Source organism: Chachezhania sediminis (genome assembly GCF_009765275.1).
Taxonomy (GTDB): Bacteria; Pseudomonadota; Alphaproteobacteria; order Rhodobacterales; family Rhodobacteraceae; genus Chachezhania; species Chachezhania sediminis.
Genome location: NZ_VOPH01000004.1, coordinates 380,944 through 401,052, shown reverse-complemented (window position 1 = coordinate 401,052; position 20,109 = coordinate 380,944). Strand labels below are relative to the sequence as shown.

General features: G+C 65.1%; 16 protein-coding genes and 1 other RNA gene. 1 reads left to right on the top strand and 16 read right to left on the bottom strand.

Annotated features, from left to right (window positions below; genetic code table 11):
* Positions 1-103: 103 nt before the first annotated feature.
* From FQK05_RS15345 to FQK05_RS15280, 14 genes are all read right to left on the bottom strand, one after another.
* Complete coding sequence (locus FQK05_RS15345; protein WP_158968344.1) at positions 104-829, bottom strand: alanyl-tRNA editing protein; 726 nt, start codon at positions 827-829, stop codon at positions 104-106.
* The gene (locus FQK05_RS15340; RefSeq protein ID WP_158968342.1) at positions 810-3,302 is read right to left on the bottom strand and encodes a DUF3772 domain-containing protein; all 2,493 of its coding nucleotides are present in this window, start codon (positions 3,300-3,302) and stop codon (positions 810-812) included. Before FQK05_RS15340 ends, FQK05_RS15345 begins: the two co-directional genes overlap by 20 nt.
* Positions 3,303-3,310: 8 nt before the next feature.
* Entirely contained in the window at positions 3,311-4,345 is a 1,035-nt protein-coding gene (locus FQK05_RS15335; protein ID WP_158968340.1) for a cysteine synthase A, read from the bottom strand.
* Positions 4,346-4,413: 68 nt separating this feature from the next.
* Positions 4,414-5,613, bottom strand: a complete 1,200-nt coding sequence (locus tag FQK05_RS15330) for an NUDIX domain-containing protein (RefSeq protein WP_233270527.1) — start codon at positions 5,611-5,613, stop codon at positions 4,414-4,416.
* Between the two features lie 150 nt (positions 5,614-5,763).
* Positions 5,764-7,005 carry an SAM-dependent methyltransferase gene (locus tag FQK05_RS15325; RefSeq protein WP_158968338.1) on the bottom strand — a complete coding sequence of 414 codons (1,242 nt, stop codon included), beginning with the start codon at positions 7,003-7,005 and terminating at the stop codon, positions 5,764-5,766.
* A 218-nt stretch (positions 7,006-7,223) separates the two neighbouring features.
* Positions 7,224-8,654: a cryptochrome/photolyase family protein gene (locus FQK05_RS15320; RefSeq protein WP_158968336.1), complete on the bottom strand. Its 1,431-nt coding sequence runs from the start codon at positions 8,652-8,654 to the stop codon at positions 7,224-7,226.
* Between the two features lie 46 nt (positions 8,655-8,700).
* Positions 8,701-9,936 carry an aminotransferase class V-fold PLP-dependent enzyme gene (locus tag FQK05_RS15315; RefSeq protein WP_233270526.1) on the bottom strand — a complete coding sequence of 412 codons (1,236 nt, stop codon included), beginning with the start codon at positions 9,934-9,936 and terminating at the stop codon, positions 8,701-8,703.
* Positions 9,937-10,128: 192 nt separating this feature from the next.
* On the bottom strand, positions 10,129-11,778 hold the full coding sequence (locus FQK05_RS15310; protein WP_158968333.1) for a BCCT family transporter: 1,650 nt from the start codon (positions 11,776-11,778) through the stop codon (positions 10,129-10,131).
* Positions 11,779-11,820: 42 nt separating this feature from the next.
* Positions 11,821-12,240 carry a universal stress protein gene (locus tag FQK05_RS15305; RefSeq protein WP_158968331.1) on the bottom strand — a complete coding sequence of 140 codons (420 nt, stop codon included), beginning with the start codon at positions 12,238-12,240 and terminating at the stop codon, positions 11,821-11,823.
* A gap of 240 nt (positions 12,241-12,480) precedes the next feature.
* Entirely contained in the window at positions 12,481-12,879 is a 399-nt protein-coding gene (locus tag FQK05_RS15300) for a hypothetical protein (protein ID WP_158968329.1), read from the bottom strand.
* Positions 12,872-13,864, bottom strand: coding sequence for an MDR family oxidoreductase (locus FQK05_RS15295; protein ID WP_158968327.1), 993 nt, complete (start codon positions 13,862-13,864; stop codon positions 12,872-12,874). The genes FQK05_RS15300 and FQK05_RS15295 overlap by 8 nt, the downstream gene beginning before the upstream one ends.
* A gap of 579 nt (positions 13,865-14,443) precedes the next feature.
* Positions 14,444-14,944: a DinB family protein gene (locus FQK05_RS15290; protein ID WP_158968325.1), complete on the bottom strand. Its 501-nt coding sequence runs from the start codon at positions 14,942-14,944 to the stop codon at positions 14,444-14,446.
* Between the two features lie 126 nt (positions 14,945-15,070).
* Positions 15,071-16,633: a calcium-binding protein gene (locus tag FQK05_RS15285; protein WP_158968323.1), complete on the bottom strand. Its 1,563-nt coding sequence runs from the start codon at positions 16,631-16,633 to the stop codon at positions 15,071-15,073.
* Between the two features lie 212 nt (positions 16,634-16,845).
* Positions 16,846-18,438, bottom strand: coding sequence for a calcium-binding protein (locus FQK05_RS15280; RefSeq protein WP_158968321.1), 1,593 nt, complete (start codon positions 18,436-18,438; stop codon positions 16,846-16,848).
* A 117-nt stretch (positions 18,439-18,555) separates the two neighbouring features.
* On the opposite strand from FQK05_RS15280, the gene ssrA reads away from it, so the two are divergent.
* Positions 18,556-18,905: a transfer-messenger RNA gene (ssrA, locus tag FQK05_RS15275) on the top strand.
* Between the two features lie 80 nt (positions 18,906-18,985).
* On the opposite strand, the gene FQK05_RS26390 is transcribed toward ssrA, so the two are convergent.
* Positions 18,986-19,117: a hypothetical protein gene (locus FQK05_RS26390; protein ID WP_267902370.1), complete on the bottom strand. Its 132-nt coding sequence runs from the start codon at positions 19,115-19,117 to the stop codon at positions 18,986-18,988.
* A 244-nt stretch (positions 19,118-19,361) separates the two neighbouring features.
* On the bottom strand, positions 19,362-19,886 hold the full coding sequence (locus FQK05_RS15270) for a hypothetical protein (RefSeq protein ID WP_158968319.1): 525 nt from the start codon (positions 19,884-19,886) through the stop codon (positions 19,362-19,364).
* Positions 19,887-20,109: the final 223 nt, after the last annotated feature.

Here is a 20,109-nt window from a genome sequence, read left to right as displayed (position 1 = left end):
AAGTGCCGGCGTCCGCTTCGTCCCGCACCTCGGACCCAATTGCATTGCAAGTCATGATCGGCGTGGACGGCCCTGAGTGCAGGCGACATAGGCCGCGACAGGATCACCCGTCCAGATGCACGTAAACCCGCCGGTTCTGCCGGCCCTTCTTTTCGATCTTGCCAATGCGGATGCGGCCGATCTGGCTCGTGCGCGCAACATGAGTTCCGCCGCAGGGTTGCAGGTCGACCTGCGTGTCTTCGTCCCCGATCCGGACCAGCCGCACGCGGCCGGCACCCCGCGGCGGTGCAACGGACATGGTCTTGACCAGGCCCGGATTCGCATCCAGTTCCGCCTCGGTGATCCAGCGTTCGGTAACCGCCAGATCGCGGTCGATCAGCGCCTGAAGCTCGGCCTGAAGCGCCTCCTTGTCGGAAGGCGGGGTTTCCATGGCAAAGTCCAGCCGGCCCTTGTCGGCGGCAATGGACCCGCCGGACACCGGGAACGGAAGCACGACCGACAGCAAGTGCAGGCAGGTGTGCACGCGCATATGCGCATGGCGCCGGTCCCAGTCGAGTTTCTGGACGACCGGCGTGCCGACCGGCGGCAGGTCCTCGCCCCCGGCCGGGACCAAGACGATCCCACCCTCGCCCTTCTCGGCCGTCAGGACGGTGCAGGATCCGCCGACCCAGTCCAGCCGCCCACCGTCGCCGGGCTGACCGCCGCCGGTGGCATAAAACAGGCTTCGGTCCAGGACGATGCCAGACTCTGACACCGACACCACCGTGCCCGGCGCCTCGCGCAGATAGGCGTCGGCGGCGTAGAGCGGATCAGCGGTCGTTGTCGCCATCGGGATCGTCCGGTTCGATATCGCGGTGTGGCACAGCCGTGGGCAAGGTGCTGTTCGCCGCAATTTCCTCGGCCGAGAAGTTGTGACGCGAACCGCCGTGGAAGGCCTGCGCCCCGGGCAGGACCTCGGGGTTCCGAAGCCAGATGTCGCGCTGCGCGAAGGGGATCTCGAACCCTTCCTCGGCGAAGCGCTTGGCGATGGTGTGGTTCATCTCGGACTTCACGACCAGCATCCAGTTCACGTCGCGCAGGATCGCCCGGATTTCGAAGTTCAGCGAATCGGCGCCGAAGCCCTGGAAGACCACGCCCGGATTGGCCAACACCATCGGATGGGAATTCGCGATTTCCAGCAGGACCTTTTCGACCTTTCGGGTGTCGGTGCCATAGGCCACGCCCACCGGCACGATCACCCGGCCCACGGTGTTGCCGCGGGTATAGTTGACCACAGTCCCGGAAATCAGGTCCGAGTTCGGCAGGATCACGTCCGTCCTGTCGAAGGTTTCGATCCGGGTCGAGCGGACCGAGATGTCGCGGACATAGCCCATCTGACCGCCCACATCGATCCAGTCGCCCTTGGAAATCGGGCGTTCGATCAGCAGGATGATCCCCGACACGAAGTTCGACACGATGGTCTGAAGGCCGAAACCGATACCGACGGACAGGGCACCGGCGACGATGGCCAGGGACGACAGGTTGATTCCTGCCCCGGTGATCGCGACCAGAGCCGCCAGGAAGATCCCGACATAGCCCATGCCCGACACCATGGCCGCCTGCCCGCCCGGGTCGATCTTGGTCTTGGGCAGGATCGAGTTGCGCATCGCGGCCTGGATCAGCCGCGTCACGGTCAGGCCCACAGCAAAGATCGCCACGAAGACCAGGAACGACGTGGGCGAAATCACGACCCCGCCGATATCGTAGCCCTGCAGGAACCGCGACCAGAGCTCGGTCAGGTCGGAAATCCGCGCGCCCCAGATCAGCGCCAGGACCGGCAGCATGGCCACTGCCAGGATGAAGCCGATCAGGACGGTGAACAGGTTGTCGCCGGTGCTGTCGTCAATGCCCGCGACCAGGGCATAGATCGCCCCGATGAAGCGTTGCAGGATCAGCGTGACCGCGATCAGGGTCAGCGTCTGGACCAGCGGGAAGATGATCGCCTGCGATGCAGCCACATAACCCACGCCCGCCAGGATCGGCGCGATGATCGCCAGGACCACGACGAAGCGGCGCAGCAGTGGCACCCAGCCGCTGAAGGCCGACGGCGTCTGTTCGGCCGGCGCGGGCGTGCCGTCGTCGGTCCCGTCGTGCAGGTCCATCAGGCCCAGTTGCAGCATCCGCAGAAGCAGCATCGACGACAGCAGGATGATCGGGAAGACCACCACCGCCTTCGACCCGGAATCGATGCCATTGGTCCGGACATAAAGATCGGCCAGGTAGTTCAGGGCCAGCATCAGACCCTGCAGGTCGATCAGAAGCCGCAGCTCGGACCGCCGGTTGACGCGGATAATGGCGGTCCCGTCATCGTCCGCCAGCCCTGTCATCTGAAGACCCAGCCAGTGGTATCCCAGAAGGAACAGACCGCAGACCGGGACCGCGTCCAGCAACAGCTTGGTGCGCGCGCCGTAGAAGCCGGTGAGCAACACGCCTTCGACAATGGCCAGAAGCCCGACGAAGGGACCGGCGATCATGAAGAGCGTGGCCAGGAAACTCCAGACCGGGCCACCGCGGCCGCCATGCGTCAGCGCATAGGCGCCCAGCCGCTTCGACCAGTAGATGCCCCGCAGGACCAGGATCAGGCCGACCAGCCACAGCACGATGGATTCCGGCAGGTTGTTCCACGCCCGGCTCCGCACGTTCGGGTCGTTGGCCTGTTTGGTCACCTCGCTGACGAGCGAGACGGTCGCATCGCGGATATCGGCCAGGGCCCCGGGCCAGACCGTCGGCAGAAGCGGGATCGGGTCCCGCTTCATCAGCGCATCCGTCTGCCGGTTGCGCAGAATCGTGTCGATTTCGGTCACCAGACCATTGGCGCGCAGATAGGCCTCGTCCGCGATGATCTGCGGCGCCTTCAGTTGGGCCAGCTGTTCGGTCAGGTTGGCACGCAACTGTGCCACGTCGTCCGGCTCGGTCACGCCCTCTTCGGGCTTGGGTCCCAGCGCCTTCAGCTGCGCCTCCAGCGAGGAGACGCGCGCGGTATTGGCATCGCGGGCCTGGCCGAATTCGGTCCGATAGGCCGTGATGTCTTCCCGCAGCGTCTCCAGCGTGGAGTCCGATGCCTCTTCGCTGGCAACGACCCGCTGTGCCCGATCGGCCAGCGCGCCCCAGTTCCGCATCAGTTGCTGCGGGTCGCTGGTATCCAGCTGGGCAAAGGCCGGGACCGATGCAAGCGACAGCACAAGCGCCGTCAATCCAATGAAGAACGCCCGGAGAACCTCCGGGCGCGGGAAACGGGGTGCCTTTTGGGCGCGTGCAGTCATGCTTTGGCTCACGTGTCTACGAAGACCCCGGGGATGCTGCGCGGCGCATCGGTCATCCAGTCGGGAACCGGAAGATCCTTGCTGCGCAGGAATTCGGGGTTGAAGAGCTTGGATTGATACCGCGTACCGTAGTCGCACAGCACGGTCACGATGGTGTGTCCGGGGCCCATTTCCTTCGCCAGGCGCACCGCGCCCGCAATGTTGATGGCGGTCGACGACCCCATCACAAGCCCCTCTTCGCGGAGGAGATCGAAGATATACGGCAAGGCTTCGGCATCGGTGATCTGATAGTTAAAGTCCGGCGTGAACCCGTCAAGATTTGCGGTGATCCGCGCCTGACCGATACCTTCGGTGATCGAGGACCCTTCGGCCTTCAGCTCGCCCGTGGTGTAGTAGGAATAAAGCGCGGCCCCCATCGGGTCGGCCAGCGCGATCTTCACCCCGCGGGGCTGAAGCGCGGCCGCCACACCGGCAATGGTCCCGCCCGATCCGGCCGCGGATACGAAACCGTCGACCTTGCCGCCGGTCTGCTGCCAGATCTCGGGACCCGTCGTTTCGATATGGGCCTGGCGGTTGGCGACATTATCGAACTGGTTCGCCCAGATAGCGCCCCTCGGCTCGGTCTTGGCCAGTTCCTGCGCAAGCCGGTCGGAATAGCGGACGAAGTTATTCGGATTGCGATAGGGCGCCGCCGGCACCTGGATCAGTTCTGCGCCCGCCAGGCGCAGCATGTCCTTCTTTTCCTCGGACTGGGTTTCCGGGATGACGATGACCGTCTTGAACCCCATGGATGCGCCCACCAGCGCCAGGCCGATCCCGGTATTGCCGGCCGTGCCTTCCACGATGGTCCCGCCCGGCTGCAGTAGCCCCTTCGCCACCGCATCGCGGATGATGTAAAGCGCGGCCCGGTCCTTGACCGATTGCCCGGGGTTCATGAACTCGGCCTTGCCGAGGATCTCGCACCCGGTTTCCTCGCTGACGCGGCGCAGCCGGATCAACGGGGTATTGCCGACGGCTTCCGCCAGATCTCGTGCGATGTGCATGATGTTCCCCCTCGGTTCCGGCCAGTCTGCGGTTTGGGCCCCAGATGTAGCCCCGGCCGAAGGGGACCTCAAGCGCTGTCGCGCAACCGGTCACGGTGACGTGCCAGCCAAAGAAGGCTGGTCACCAGTGGCAGGTCCTTGAAGGCGCCTGCGTCGAATTCCGCCATCAGCTGGTCGAAGGGGATCACCCGGCTGCGGATGTCTTCGCCTTCCGACGCCAGGCCGCCATGCCCGTCGACTGAAGAAAGGTCGGTTATGCCAATGAAAAGATGAAGGAATTCGGTGGACGATCCGGTCGAGCTGTAGGCACCCGCCACCGGCTCCAGCGCCTTCAGCGTCAGCCCGGCCTCTTCTGCTGCCTCGCGGTGCGCGGCCTCGACAGGCGTTTCGCCCGCATCGATCAGGCCGGCCACCGGTTCCCACACCCAGGGGTTGGGATCGCCCAGCACATAGACCGGCACGCGGAACTGTTCGACCAGCAGCACTGTGTCGGCCACCGGGTCATAGGGCAGAACGACCACCGCATCGCCGACCCAGAAGGCGGCGCGGTCGATGGCCGCTCCCATCGTGCCATCGTACCTGCGGATCCGCAACGAGACCTCGTCCAGCGCAAAGAAGTTCACATAGGACCGCTTCAGCCAGACCTGTTCGACATGGGTGTCCAGCGGCCGGTCAGGATCGGCGGGCCGGGCCTCGGCCGCCAGGCGAGCGGTCGCGCGGATGCCGACGATGGGATCGCGGGCCGCCATCTCCTTCGGCGACAGGTGGCCGTGCATCAGCGCGTATTCGCGCGCCTCGGCCAGGGCCTGGTCGCCTTCCTCGCGCACCCAGTCCGCCAGCGACCATGGCCCGTCCGGCGCCATGCCCGCATTGTCACGCCCCGGCAGAAACATCTGCGCGATGACACCGGTGCCGTCGGGCATCCTCACTTCGACCTGTTCCAGGGTATAGCCCCAGCCGGTCTCGAAATCCGACAGCCGGGCGATGTCCGCTGCGCTGGCGTCCTTCATCAGCAGAACGACCGCTGTGGCGCCCGGCTGACGCTGGATCATGGGCCAATGGCCTTCGGTCACCTTGCAGACGGCGTGATCGGGCATCGTAGCCTCGATCAGGGTTCCCGGCGCGCAGGGCCTGTTCAGCACGGTTTCCAGCAGCGGCACATGGCGCAGCGTGCCATAGAAGGCCATCGTGCGGACATGGTCGTGGCCATTAGCCCGGAACCCCCCGAAAACATTCTGCATCTGGGGCACGTTGTCATGCTTGGTCATCGGCGCGGGCTCCGTCCGGGGCGGTCGAAAAAGGATTGACCGCGCCATAGGGCCGCGCCTGGCCGCGATGCAAGCCCGGCCTTCCCTTCGCCGCAGTGCAGCGTCAAAATGCCCGGTACAGGCGCCGCAAACGCAGGCAGGTCCGACGGATCAGGCCCCGGCGGCCACCGCCGCGGGTTCGGGCCGGGTGATCGTGATCTGGGTCACGTCGCAGGCCGCGTATTCGAAGGCGGCGGCACAGCTGGTCAGGTAATACCGCCACATCCGCTGGAACCGTTCGTCAAAGCCCAGCGGCACGATCCGCCGGTCCCACGCCGCGTCGAACCGTTCCAGCCAGCGCCGCAGCGTCAGACTGTAACTGGTCCCGAACTCGATGGACGGCCCCACCTCCAGCCCGGACTGGGCGATCTGGTTGCGCAGGACCGACGGGCTGGGCAGCATGCCGCCCGGGAAAATATGTTTCTGGATGAAATCCACGCTCTTGCGGTAGCTGTCCCAGCGCTTGTCCTCGACCGTGATGATCTGAAGTGCCGCGCGGCGGCCGGGCTTCAGCCGCGCTTTCAGTGCCTCGAAGAAGACTGGCCAATAGCATTCGCCCACGGCCTCGAACATCTCGATCGACGCCACGCCGTCATAGCTGCCGGTCTCGTCCCGGTAATCCTGCAGGCGGATCTCCACCTTGTCCTGAAGCCCCGCCTTGGCGATACGCGCGCGGGCGAAATCGTGCTGTTCCCGGCTGATCGTCAGACCGGTGACCTTCAGCCCGTGAACGGATGCCGCATATTCCGCGAAACCGCCCCAGCCGCAGCCGATTTCCAGCACATGGTCACCCGCCTGCAGGCCCAGCAGCTGGACAAGCTGTTCGTATTTGGCGATCTGCGCGCGCTCCAGGCTTTCCTGACCGGTCCGGAACAGGCCGCTGGAATAGGTCATCGTGTCGTCCAGCCACTCGCGATAGAACGCATTGCCCAGGTCGTAGTGGTACGAGATGTTCTTGCGTGCCTGTTTGCGGTGGTTTCGCTTCAGCCAGAACCGCGCCCGTTCGAAGGTCCGCACCAGCCCCATGCCGGGAAAGCTGTAGGCCAGCTGATCGTCGGCGGCGTGGATCAGGTCCATGAAGGCCAGAAGATCGGGCGTGCTCCACCAACCGTCAAGGTAGGCATCCGAAAAGCCCATGTCGCCTTCGCGGATCATGCGCGAGAACAAGCCCGGATTGTGCACCTCGATCAGGACCGCCGGACCGGGCTCTGCGCCTGTACGGCGAAAGGTGCGGCCATCGGGCAGTTGCACGTCGATCTGGCCCCGGTCCAGCCGGTCCAGCAACGCGAAACATGCCGCAAAGTATCGCGGCAATCCGCGCTGGCCATCGGTGGTTGTCAGAATTGTGCTCATGTGTCCTCGGGTCCCTCGCAGGTCGACAAGCGTAACGGTCGGGGTCCGGGCTGCAAGGCGCCCGGATGTCTTGACGCACGAAAACACCCCGGAAATGCCGAAAGTTGTGGCATCCATGCCCCGCTTGCGGGCGGGCACGGACGCCGGCGCCCCGGCCCATGGGCCAATCGGCGGATCTGCCGGGGCGCTGGTCCGGCACGGGACCGGACCGGATGGTTTCAGGCCGCACTTTCACGGTTGCCATAGGCCTCCAGCGCGGCCTCTCGCCCCTCTTTCAGGCCGACGATCGGATCGGGATAGGCATCGCCCGGCGACAGGCCCCAGCTTTCTGGGATCGCGTCGAAATAGGACAGCGCGTCGGCGGACGGTTCTTCCCGCCCCTCGGCCAGCCAGCGATCCAGGTAGGCGCCTTCGGGGTCGAACTTCGCGGCCTGGGTCTCCGGGTTGAAGACCCGGAAATAGGGTGCGGCGTCGGGACCCGACCCCGCCACCCACTGCCAGCCCATGGCGTTCGATGCCGGGTCCCAGTCCGTCAGGCAATCGGCAAACCAGTCCTGACCGATCCGCCAATGGGTCATCATGTGCTTGGTCAGGTAGCTGGCCACGATCATTCGCACGCGGTTGTGCATCCGGCCCGTCACGTACATCTCTCGCAGCCCGGCATCGACGATGGGTATCCCGGTCCGGGCCCGCTGCCAGGCGATGACTTTGCGGTCGCCCTGATCCGTCTTCCAGGGAAAGGTATCCCATTCCTCGCGCCAGTTGTCGGTCAGCATGTGCGGCCAGTGGTGCATCAGGTGATATGCGAACTCGCGCCAGACCAGTTCCTTCAGGAAGGTTTCGGCGCCTTGTGACGCCTCTTCCATCTTTGCCCGGCCGGCATGCCAGACGGTGTGCGGGCTGATCTCGCCCAGCGAGAGGTATTCCGACAGGCCCGAGGTCGCGTCGGCTGCCGGCACGTCGCGGTCGTCGCGGTAGCGGTCGATGCGGTCGTCCAGAAACAGGTCCAGCGCGTCGCGGGCGGCGTCTTCGCCCGCCCGGCCATGGGACGCCACAATGGCAGCGCCCCGTCGCATGGCCTTGCCCAGCCCCCAGCCCGCCCGGTCGTCGCCTTCCGGCCATGTGTCCGGCGCCGGGATCCCGGGCACGCTTGCAAGGGGCGCATCGACGTCGCGGACACGGACGGATTTCCACATCGGCGTGAAGACCCGGTAGGGCCCGCCGGTCCCCGTCTCGATGGTCCACGGCTCGAACAGAAGATGGCCGCCGAAACTGCGGGCGTCGATGTCGCGGTCCTTCAGCGCAGACTTGACCTTGCTGTCCCGCTTCACGGCGGCGGGGTCATACAGGCGCGTCCACCAGACAGACCCGGCGCCGGTGTCCCTGATCAGGGTCTGCAAGACCTGAAGCGCCGGGCCCTTGCGGCAGATCAGGCGGCTGCCTTGCGCCTTCAGGGCAGCGTCCAGCGCGTCGAGCCCCTGCCCCAGCCGCCATTTCGGCGCAGCGCCAAGGGCGTCGGTTTCGGGGTCGAGGATGTATACCGGGACCACAGGCCGGCCAGCCGTGCAGGCGGCGGTCAGCGCGGGATGATCGGTCAGGCGCAGATCGCGCCTGAACCAGAGCAGGATCGGGGTCTTGTCGGTCGTCACTTTGTACCTCTTGTCGAGAGGTATACGCACGGGACGCCGCCCCGGATCACAGCACCGTGTCGAGTGCGCCGATCAGCTTCGCGATCTCGGCATCTGAAGTGTAATGTGTGAAGGACAGTCGCAGGACACCGTTTTCCCGCTTCACGCCCATGGCGGAAAGCGCGCGGCCAGCATAGAAATCGCCACCGCCCGCGATGATGCCCTTTTCGGCAAGCGCGGCCGCGACAGGTTCCGCCGGGCGTCCCAGATCCAGCGCCAGCGTGGGCGCGCGGCTTTCTGCATCGGCCGGGCCCAGCAGGCGGACGTCGTTGCGGTCCTTCAGGGCATCCAGCAGGGGCAGCATCGCCTCGAACTCTCGCTGCCGCATCAGGTCATGGACGAAGGCGCCGCGGGCCGCGGGTTGCGCATCGCCGGCCACGCCGTGATGGGCGGCCAGCGCGTCGATGTAATCGGCAATCCCGGCACAGGCCGCGACCTGCGCGTGGTCGGGACCTGCCGGCGTGAACCGCTTGTAGAGCGTGTCGCCGTTGAAGACGTGGCCCTGGTTCGGCAGAAGCATACCCAGTTCCCGCCGGATCGCCATGATCCCCTGGTGCGGCCCATAGGTCTTGTAGGCAGAGAAGAGGTAAATGTCGGGGCCGAGGCTGCCGATATCCGGCAATCCATGGGGCGCATAGGACACCCCGTCGACGCAGACGAAGGCACCGGCTGCATGGGCCATGGCCGTAATCTCGACCACCGGGTTGACCTCTCCCACCACGTTAGAGGCATGGGGAAAGCACACGAGCCGCACGTCCTCGTCCAGGAGGTCGGCCAGTTTCTCGGGGTCGAGATGGCCTGTGGCGGGATCCATCTTCCATTCCCGGATCTCGATCCCGTCCTGTGACAGACGGCGCCAGGGGCCGGTATTGGCCTCGTGGTCCTGGTTGGTGACGACGATCGCCTCGCCCGGGGACAGGAACTGCCGGAAGGCCTGGGCCAGGACATAGGTGTTCTGTGTGGTGGACGGCCCGAAGCTGAGTTCGTCCCTGGCGATGCCCAGGAGCGCGGCCAGCCGCGTGCGGGCCTCGTCCATTTCCTCGCCGCCCAGCCGGGTCGGCGCGGCGGCGCCGTAAGGCTGCATCTTGCGGGTGCGGTAGAAACGCGTCAGCCGGTCGATCACGAAACCGCAGGCATAGGAACCGCCGGCATTCTCGAAATGCACGAGGTCCGCCAGTTCCGGGGCCGAAAAGGCCGGGAAGAGCGAGCGGACGTGATCGGTGTCGAACATCGGGGCGGTCATGGGTCTGCGCCTTCAGTGGTCCGGGCCTGTTGCGTGGCCCGGATCCGTTTTAGCGCAAGGGCCGGGCGTCGCAAGGCCCGCGGCAGGAGGTCCTGTCGCGGGCCTTTTTGGGGGCGCCGCCCCCGACGCGCCCTTGGCGCGCCTCCCCCGAGGTATTTCGAGACCGAAGAAGGGGAAGGCGCGCCCGGTTTGTCAGCGGGGTTCCGTCTTCAGGCCCTTGAAGATGGCCACGCACATCAGGAGCAGGATCACCGTGAAGGGCAGACCCGTCGAGATCACCATGGCCTGAAGGGACGAGAGCCCGCCGCCGATCAGCAGGGCGATGGCCACGAGCCCTTCGAACGTGCACCAGAAGACCCGCTGGGGCATCGGCGCATCGACCTTGCCGCCGGCGGTGATCGTGTCGATCACCAGCGAGCCCGAGTCCGACGAGGTGACGAAGAACACGATCACCAGGATGATCCCCACCGTCGAGGTGATGGAGGCAAACGGCAGGCTACCCAGCATCGCGAAGAGCGACAGTTCCGGCTTGTACGCGTCGATCACCTGGGCCTTCACCGCGCTGCCGGCGGGGTCGGCGATCACCTGTTCGATCGCGGCGCCGCCGAAGACGGCCATCCAGAACAGGCAGACCAGCGACGGGATCAGAAGGACACAGATGATGAATTCACGCACCGTGCGGCCGCGGCTGACGCGGGCGATGAACATGCCGACGAACGGCGACCAGGAGATCCACCATGCCCAGTAGAAGGCGGTCCAGCCCTGCAGAAAGCCGGTATCTTCGCGGCCGTGCGGGTTGGAGAGCGGGATCACCTCGCGCAGGTATCCCACCAGGCCTTCGCCGAATTCGGTCAGGATCGTGGCCGGTCCGGCGGCGATCAGGACGAAGGCCAGCAGGATGATCGCGATGATCATGTTGATCTCGGACAGAAGCTTCACCCCGCCATCCAGGCCGCGGACGACCGAGAAGAGCGCCAGACAGGTGATGCCGATGATCAGGATGACCTGAACGGTGGTCGAGACCGGGATGCCGTAGACGAAGTCGAGCCCGGCATTGGCCTGCTGTGCGCCAAGGCCCAGCGATGTGGCAAGACCGAAAAGCGTGGCGAAGACCGCGAGGATGTCGATGACGTGGCCGACCCAGCCCCAGACCCGTTCGCCGAAGATCGGATAGAAGGCCGACCGGATCGAAAGCGGCAGACCCTTGTTGTAGGTGAAGAGCGCCAGCGCCAGCGCCACCACCGCGTAGATCGCCCAAGGATGCAGCGCCCAGTGGAACGAGGTCGCGGCCAGTGCCATCTGGCGCGCGGCGTCGATGTTTTCGGGGATCAGTGTGCCGTCTTCCGCAAATGGGCGCACGACGCCAAGGGGCGCGTCCCCCCACGGGGTGGCGAAGTAGTAGACCGGTTCGAGCACACCGAAGAACATCAGGCCGATGCCCATGCCCGCGGCGAACAGCATCGCGAACCAGCCGGCATAGCCGTAATCGGGCGTGGCGTCCTGTCCGCCCAGCCGGACCGAACCCCAGGGCGTGACCACCAGCAGCAGGCAGAAGATGACGAAGATGTTCGCCGCCCAAAGGAAGAACCAGTCGAAGCTCGATGTCAGCGCCGGACGAAGCCAGCCGAAGAAGCTTCCGGCCTGTTCGGGAGCCAGAAGCGCATAGGCCACGAAGACGATGATGGCCGCGGCCGAGACGGCGAAGACCGGGTTGTGCACGTCGAAGCCGAAGGGGCCGACACTGCCTTCGACATTGTCCTGACCGATCTCGAATTCGGTTTCGATCAGGTCCACCGCCCCTTCCGGTTCCGGGATTCCCTGATTTGTCGTTTCATCGGCCATTGTTGGCTCTCCCTGTTCGATCGTTTGGGGTCATGGCGCAGATCATCCTTCGCGGATCAGCATGACCGAGACGCCGGCGTGGGCCGCAAGGTGGCCGCCATGCGAGGACAGCAGATAGTCGGCAATGCCCGGCACATGGCTGGCCATGATCACCAGATCCGCCCCGGTGTCCTTGACCGCCTTCAGCAGCGCATGGTTCAGGTCTGCCGCCGGATCGTGCGCCAAGATCGGAAGCGAAGTGGCGGACACGCCGCGCTGTCGGCCCTGGGCATCGGCAAAAGCCGCCAGGGTGTCGCCGAATTCTGCCGGGGTGCGTCCCGTCGGGCCCGGGGCCGACGATCCAACCGCCACGAAGCACAAGCTGGCGCCGTAGTGGCTGGCCATGTCTCCCGCGACGGTCAGCGACCGGGTCAGCTTGTCGACATGGGCCAGATCCACGGGGACCATGATCCTGTTGAACATCGCGTACTCCCTCGCTGTTGATTTAAATGCGTTTTTTGACGGTAGGCCCTTGGGCTAACATATCATGGCTATGGGTCCAACCCACCGCCCCCAAAGAAAGGCCGCACGTCCCATGGCGGCACTTCATCGCAAATCAACGACAATTTGCACGCTTTGGTTGCAAATTATCGCCCCGGGTCGCCTGCGATCACGGGACGTCCCAGGGGTGCTTCTCGCCAAGGATGGCAGCCCGGCTGGGCCTTAGCCGGTGTATTCGCCGGTCCACGTGACGGCGCAAATCAGGACCGATGCGGCCGAGAAGATCAGACTGAAGATCACTGCAACCCAGCGCCAGCCCCGCGTGCGCGAGGTCCAGGCAGAGCGGATCACACCCAGGGTGACGAGGACGGACAGGACCGACTGCAGGGTCGTGAAGATCCCCATGACAGCCAGTCCCCCGCCAGGCGGCAGCGCCCGGATGGCGATCATCAGGATGAACCAGGTGGGCACGCAGACGAACTCCAACCCCAGATGCCCGGCCCAGAAGGTCTCGCCCACGGTCAGGCGCCCCGCGACAAGGTCGCGAAGCCAGGGCGGGCGGAACATGGCCCGGCGCTGTTCCTGGATCGCGGCCAGTTCCCGGGGCGTCGGATCAGGCATTCACGTCGACCACGACGCGGCCCTTGACCTGCCCCTTCAGGATGGCGCCGCCCAGGTCCGGCACCTCGGCCAGGGTGGCGGGCACGATCATCTCTTCCAGCTTGTCCAGCGGAAGATCGGTGGCAATGCGCGACCAGGCCTTGCTGCGGCGGTCAACCGGACACATGACGGAATCGATGCCCAGAAGGTTCACGCCTCGCAGCAGGAACGGGATCACAGTGGTCGGCAGGGCAGATCCGCCGGCAAGGCCGACGGCGGCGACGGAACCGCCATAGATCATCTGCCCCAGAACGCGGGCCAGCATCGCGCCGCCCACGGCATCGACACAGCCGGCCCAGGTTTCGGATTCCAGCGGGCGCTTGACGGGTTCGGCCAGTTCCTCGCGCGGGACGATCCGTGTGGCGCCAAGATCGCGCAGGTAGGTTTCGGTTTCCGGCCGGCCGGTGACGCACGCGACCTGAAAGCCCAGCTTGGCCAGGATCGCCGTGGCGACCGATCCGACGCCGCCGGCCGCGCCGGTGACCAGCACCGGGCCCCGGTCCGGTGTCACCCCGTGATCTTCCAGCGCCATGACCGACAGCATCGCCGTCAGACCAGCGGTGCCAACGGCCATTGCCTGCCGGGTCGTCAGGCCGTCGGGCAGCGGCACCAGCCAGTCGGCCTTGACCCGCGCCTTCTGGGCGTAGCCGCCCCAGTGGATCTCTCCCACGCGCCAGCCGGTCAGGACCACCCTGTCGCCGGGGGCATAGCGGGGATCGTCGGATGTCTCGACCGTGCCCGCGAAGTCGATCCCCGGCACGTGCGGATAGGTCCGGACCAGCCCGCCACCAGAGCCCAGGCACAGCCCGTCCTTGTAGTTGACGGTCGAATACTCGACCGCCACGGTCACGTCGCCGGCGGGCAGACGGTCTTCGGTCAGAGTCTGAATTCCGGCCCGGGTCTTGCCCGTTGCCTCGTCCTTGTCGACCACAAGTGCCTTGAACATTTGATTGCCTCCCACGCGACTCCACTCGCGCCCTTATGCCTTGGCCCGGACCGCGGCGTCGAGGGTCGCGGCCGCCCGGACATCCGGAAAGACCGGGATGCCGGGGGGCGCCCGGCCCGGATCCTGCGCCGCGCTCGGAAGTTGGGCACTGTCCGGAACCTGGAGTCTTGCGCCCGGGACAGCCGCAAGGCGGTTGGTCCGGTTGGTCAGGCACCACATTACGGACGTGTGCGGTGATCGCGGATCGCGCAGGAACGACACGACGCCCCGTGTGGAATGGCCCCGTGTGAAATGTCCGATCAGGCGGGCCGGCCTGTCGATGCCCGGCCCGTCCATCGGACCCGCCGCATGGCCGCGTCCATCCCGGCACAGATCGTGCTATCAGCCCACCGCCCGTCCGTCGCGGCACAGCCACAGAGGGCGGGCCCGACGAAACTGTAAATCGGCCGCGGTTTTCATCAGCACGCGCTACTGGCCGGAATGCGCAGTCGGACAGTACACCGGCACGCCTGCCCTGCCCGGCCTCAGGCGGCGGATCGGCCTGCAACCTTGGCCGTCCCTGTTCGATTTTCGTGGGCCCTAATCTGGCAGGATGAAAAGATCGGTCACCGGCGCCTTGGACCCGGTGGCCGTCAGCATCGCATGGATCTGGCCCCGGTGATGCGTCTGGTGGTTGAAAAGGTGAACGACGCAGAGGCCCAGCGGCTTCGTCACGTCGGCCCCCAGCGCGCCCGAAAACCACGACAGGTCACCGTCCAGCCGGTCCTGGTCGATGTCTTCGCACCAGTCCTCGATCCGGTCGTCCATCATCGACCGGGCCACGGCCCAGCCCTGAATATCGGGCTGGATCGTCACGCTTTCGGAAATGCCGCCCATCGGCCTGTCGCCGCCGTCGAAGCGCGACATCCAGGTGCCGTCGGCCCACAGGAGATGGTTCGCCGTCCGGCGGATCGATGTGAAGAAGGCGCCCCGGGGGCGATCCAGTTCTTCCTCGGTCAGCGCCAAGAGATAGTCGGCCAGCTGATTGTTCTGCCAACGGTTGTAGCGGGCCATTGTCTGGCAATAGACGGGGTCGATCATCGCTGCCTCCTGTCGGCGGGACCGGGGCTCCCGTGCCGGTAACGGACGGGCGCGTCGCACGCCCGTGACGCCAGCTTGGCCGCCCCAAGACAACGTCCCTTGCGGTCGCGCCCCGGTGGCGTCGGGTTAAAGGATGAAGTCCGAGATCTGAAGACCCTTGGCATTGATCAGGTCGATGCGCATGTCGGCGGCGCCGTCGCCATCGACGTCGATCATCACCCGGCTGCCGTTCGTCACGCCAAGGGTGAAGAAGCTGGCCTCTTTCCCGCCCAGAAAGCTGTTCCGGGTCATTGTCAGCGTATCATCCGTCAGCATCGACAGGTCGATCTTGTCGTGCTGCACCTGGTAATCCAGGATCCGGTCGGATGCGCCCACGGTGCTGTCGCGCACGCCGCGGAAGACGAAGACGTCGACACCTGCGTCGCCGGCCCCGGTGCCGTCGCCGAACATCCTGTCCTTGCCGACGCCGCCGATCAGGATGTCATCGCCCGCGCCACCCGTCAGGATGTCGTTGCCGGCATTTCCGATCAGCCTGTCGTCGCCTTCTTCCCCGTCGATGGTATCGTCACCCTTCTGACCACGCAGGACGTCGTCGCCATCGCGTCCGTCCAGCGTGTCGTACCCGGCCCGGCCGCGCAGCACGTTGTCGCCGGAATTCCCGGTCATCACATCGGCCGCGCCCGTGCCGGTCCCGTCGATGTTGCGGGACCCGGTCAGTTTCAGGATCTCGATATTGTCGGCCATGTCGATGCTGACCGAACTGCGCAGCGTGTCGGTCCCGGTGTCGGCGCCTGCGCTCTCGCTAATGACCAACTCGTCGTTGTCGATGACAAAGGTATCGTCGCCATTACCGCCATAGATCGTCCCGGTCACGTCGCCGCCACGGCTGATGAAGGTATCGGCGCCCAGGCCGAGCTCGATGTCGCCGTCGATGATGCCCTTGTTCACGACCTTGTCGCCATCGCCGCCCATGTCGATCTGTTCGCTGATGGTGCCGGTGTTCCGAACGATGTTTTCCAGCGCCGATCCCGAAATCTGTCCGTCGATCATGCCGTGGTTCACGACAGTGCCGGACCCGGCAAAGACGACGGCATAGGTATCGGTTGTGGAAATGGTACCCGTGTTGACGATCAGGGACGTTTCCGACGGGCTGGCGACCGCGACATACAGCCCCACGGTGCCGCTGACGTTGCCGCTGTTGACAGCGTGGAAGGAGGTGACGATCGCCAGCACGCCATAGTCCTGGCCGACGATGTCGCCGCTGTTCTGGATCCGGACATGGGTGCCGCTGATCGACATCCCCCGCGTGCCCGAAATCGTGCCGGAATTCATCGCATCCAGCTGGTCCCCGAAGAATCTGACCCCATTGGTCGTGCCGAAGATGTCCCCCAAATTGGTCATCTGCAGGTTGATGTTCACCGCACGAAGGCCGTAGATCCCGCTGAGCGTGGCTTCGGGCCCCAGATGAATGCGGGTCGTCACCGCTGCCGCATTCTCCAGCCAGACGCCGGCACCCTCTCCGTGAACCGATCCCTGGATCGTCAGGAAGTTGTTGCCTTCGCCATAGACACCAATCGCGCCCGTCGAAACCAGCGTCGCGCTGTCGGCAACGAACAGGTCGTTCCCTTGGGTGACCAGGGTGTTGGTGCCGGCAGTGGCGCTGGAGTTGAAAATGGCGGTCGTGGTCATAGCGATGTCCTCGTGACTTGCAAAACCCATCTGACCCGCATCAGGGCAAGGTTGGAAAGATTGGTTATCGAATGGTTAACATGCGCGGCGCTCCGCGCGAACCCGCGTTCGTTCACGCTGCCTCCGCGGGCGTTGTACCGACGCGCCACCGCCCGGTCGGATTGCATTTGGATTGCGGCCGGGCACGGGCCCGACCGATGCCGCGTATCCGGTCAGAACAGGAAGTCAGTCTCGCCCAGGTCCGTGACTCCTGCCACGTCGATGCGCATGTCGGCCGAGGCATCGCCGTTCACATCGATCAGGACGCGGTTGTCGCCGCCCACGGTGCGGATGAAGAAGCTGGGATAGCCATAGGGCACGAAGCTGTCGGTCGTGCTCATCTCGATTGGGTTGCCGGTCAGGCGGCCCAGGTCGATCTTGTCCTGCCCAACCTCGAAATCGCGGATGACGTCATATTCAAGGACCGTGCTGTCCTTGACCCCACGATAGACGAAGACATCGGCGCCGCCGCCTTCGGCGACGGTATCCCCCCTCAGGAAATCGCGCCCGTTGCCGCCGATCAGGATGTCGTCGCCCAGGCCGCCCGTCATCGTGTCGACGCCGCGCCCGCCGATCAGAATGTCGTCGTCGTCGCCGCCATCCATGATGTCTGCGCCCCGGTTGCCCCGCAGGATATCGTCGCCTTCCAGCCCGTTCAGCCGGTCGCCGCCTGCGCGCCCCTTCAGGACGTTGTCGCCTTCGTTGCCGCCGATCATGTCGTTGTGGACGGTGCCGGTTCCATCGATGTCGCGGGCACCGCCCAGCGACAGGATCTCGATCCCGTTGGCCATCTGGATCGACACGGTGCTGACCAGGACATCGATGCCCTTGGCGTTCAGCGCCTCCTGGATCACGATGCCGTCGCTGTCGATCTGGTAGAAATCGCTGCTGTTTCCGCCGACGACCACGCCCGAAACCGTGCCGCCCCGGTTGACGAAGGAATTTGTACCGCCCCCCAGGACGACATTGCCGTCGATATCGCCACGGTTGATCACCGTGTCGTCGCCGAGCCCCATGTCGATATTGCCACTGATCGACCCGCCCAGGTTCTTCAGCGTGTTGCCGAATTCCGAGAACAGGACATTGCCGTCAACGATGCCCCGGTTGACCATCGACGCGTGGCCAGTGCCGACGACGGTCGCCGTGTCGGCATCGACAGGCGCATTCGGGCCAAACTGCCGGGTCCCGCTGACCGTGCCGTTATTGATGAACCGCGCCTCGAAATTGGCCACCAGACCGTTGAACAGCACCGCCTGCAGGCCCGAGATCGCGCCGTCGTTGATCACTGTCACGTTGTTGCCGGAAACGGACAGGCCGGTACTGGTTCCGTCGATCGTGCCGCCGTTCCAGAAGGACAGGAAACTGGACGCGATGCGCACCCCGGTTTCGCCATGGATGCTGCCCTCGTTCGAAACCTTCGCGCTGACGCTCCGCACGTCCACGCCGTGTTCGGCGCCCCAGATTTCGCCCGCATTCTGCAAGGTCAGGAAACGGGACAGGCCGTCGACCCCACTGTCTCCGCGTACGATCGCCTCGGCCCCGAAGCGCAGCGCATAGGTCCCGCTCGGGTGCGCCAGGTAGATCGCGTTCTTGGCTGCGACCACCGTGCCGTCGATGCCGATCTCGTTGTTCGCCCGGGCGTAGATGCCGTTTTCCTGCGACGACGTGATGGCCACGCCGCCCAGCACGTAAACGTCTTCGTGGTAGTTTGCGATCTTGCCGTTGTAGGTGCGGTGCGTATCCACCGAGATGATCGAAAATGCCATGGTCCGGCTCCCCTCCCGATTGTCGTGTCGGAGCGGACTTCCAACTGACACAACGTCAACTCCGCACCTGGTAGAGTGGTTAACACGGCACGGTGGTGTGCAGAAGTCTTTCTATCCTCCATTGCACAGGCCGGACCTTGGGCCTATATTCGTCTCTGTCCTTCGGGACTATGGACATAAACGCGCTCGTAATAAGCGGATCGGACCCGGGGGCGGTACCCGGCGGCTCCACCAAAAACCCGATCATTGCGGGTCATGGGGCCGAAACAGGATCGACGAACGTCTAAAGGGGTTAGCTTTGTCCCGGCGGGGTACCACCGTTATCGGTCCGCTAAGCATAATTGCCAATGACAATCGTGCTCCGGTGGCCGTTGCTGCGTAAGCAGTAACCAATACCGAAACTCAAGTCCTTGCGCCTAGCAGCGTAAGGCGGGGTTCGCAGGCGCCTGGCAACAGAAGCCTGCACTTTCCTCCCCGCTTTCATCCTGTGGCCTCCGGTCTTCGGAGCTCGGTCAGGCCACGTGCTGCAACTCTGGATCTGGACGTCCTACGTCGGGAACGCGGCCTCGCTACGCTTGGTGAAGCGGATGCCATGGGCCTGCCCGTCGTACAGCGCCCGGCCGCTGTCGGGAACCTGGCCCGGAAACACGGCGGACAGTGCCCCGCCATGTGCGTCCACCAGTCCGACCGGTCCAGGCCATCGCGTCAGACCGATCTGCGGCTGCCCGGGACCACGATTCCGGCCGCCCATCCGCCGTCAGGTTCAGCCCGCTGTCCGGCACCGCCGGCGACCCGGGTGCCCGCAGGCCGTCAAAGGAAAACGCCGCGGGAATGCTTCGACGAAAATCGAAGCGTTCCCGCGGCGTAAAAAGACGGGTCGCCCATACCGAAACGGGCGACCCGAAATCCGGTGAAACCCGGGATCAGTCGATGTTCAGCTTCACGCCCGAGCATTCGGACCACATGTTCATCGCCGACTTGGTGCCATACAGCGAGAAGCCGAAGATGTTGCCGCCCTCGACATCGACGACCAGCACTTCCTTGTTTGCGAAGTCGTTGACGAATTGCGGGTTGTCGATTGCCATCATCGCGCCGTAATAGCCCGCGCGCACGCCTTCGGTGACCTCGGTGATGACCGACTTGTACTCATAGTCGGTGTTGTCCAGCAGCAGGTGGATCTTCTTGGTCTTGCCGTTTTTCAGCTCGCCTTCGAGGTTGGTGAAGACACCGATATAGCCCTTGGTCGGGTCGTTCGCGGCCAGGCCCAGCTGCACGGCCACGCCGTTGCTGTCCTTCAGCATAACGCATTCCTTGGTGGCGTTGTCCTGAAGGACCTCCCAGCCCTGGGTGGTGCCGAAGCTGGTGTACTTGTCCTGAGCGACAGCCGACTGCGCGCCGAAGCAGACGGCGCCTGCGACCAATGCGGCTGCGAATTTACGAATTGCCATGGGATCTTCCTCCTGGTGCTGCCGTAATCTCGGCATGAACGGCACAACTTTATCGCGATCCACGCGGTTCCGCCATGCGCCTTAGAGGTCATAGGACATTTATTCCGCAGTTTTGCAACAGCGCAAAACCGCGGAATGGAAGGATTTTTTTCTGCATCCCGGCCAGGACGCGGTTGCGCGACGATCTAGCGGCCCCCCGGGCTGACCGGGCGGTGCTAGACGG